This window comes from Bacillus sp. FJAT-29790, from assembly GCF_019039215.1.
Lineage (GTDB): Bacteria > Bacillota > Bacilli > Bacillales > Cytobacillaceae > Cytobacillus.
Genome location: NZ_JAHNZZ010000003.1, coordinates 393,180 through 393,594, shown reverse-complemented (window position 1 = coordinate 393,594; position 415 = coordinate 393,180). Strand labels below are relative to the sequence as shown.

The 415-nt window shown below is 40.2% G+C and carries 2 tRNA genes; both read left to right on the top strand.

Annotation, left to right across the window (positions count from 1 at the left end):
• The first annotated feature begins 157 nt into the window (after positions 1 to 157).
• A tRNA-Gln gene (locus BGM26_RS18620) sits at positions 158 to 229 on the top strand.
• A 106-nt stretch (positions 230 to 335) separates the two neighbouring features.
• A tRNA-Gly gene (locus BGM26_RS18615) sits at positions 336 to 409 on the top strand.
• Positions 410 to 415: the final 6 nt, after the last annotated feature.

Here is a 415-nt window from a genome sequence, read left to right as displayed (position 1 = left end):
TGGTTAACGCATCGGATTGTGGTTCCGACATTCGTGGGTTCGATTCCCATCAGCCGCCCCATTTAATATATAATCTAAAATATATTAGACCATGTCAAAATGATATGGACTCATATATAGTAGGTGTCGACACATTTAACTACAGAAGTTAATTCAATGGGCTATAGCCAAGCGGTAAGGCATCGCACTTTGACTGCGACATGCGTTGGTTCGAATCCAGCTAGCCCAGTCAATTTCAAAAATACAGCATTGTAGCTTTACTCCTCGAATGGTATTTTTGAAATTTGCAGCAATATATGACCACAATTGAAATTCAACAGAAATGTATTTAAAATGCGGGTGTAGTTTAGTGGTAAAACCTCAGCCTTCCAAGCTGATGATGAGGGTTCGATTCCCTTCACCCGCTCCAAATTGA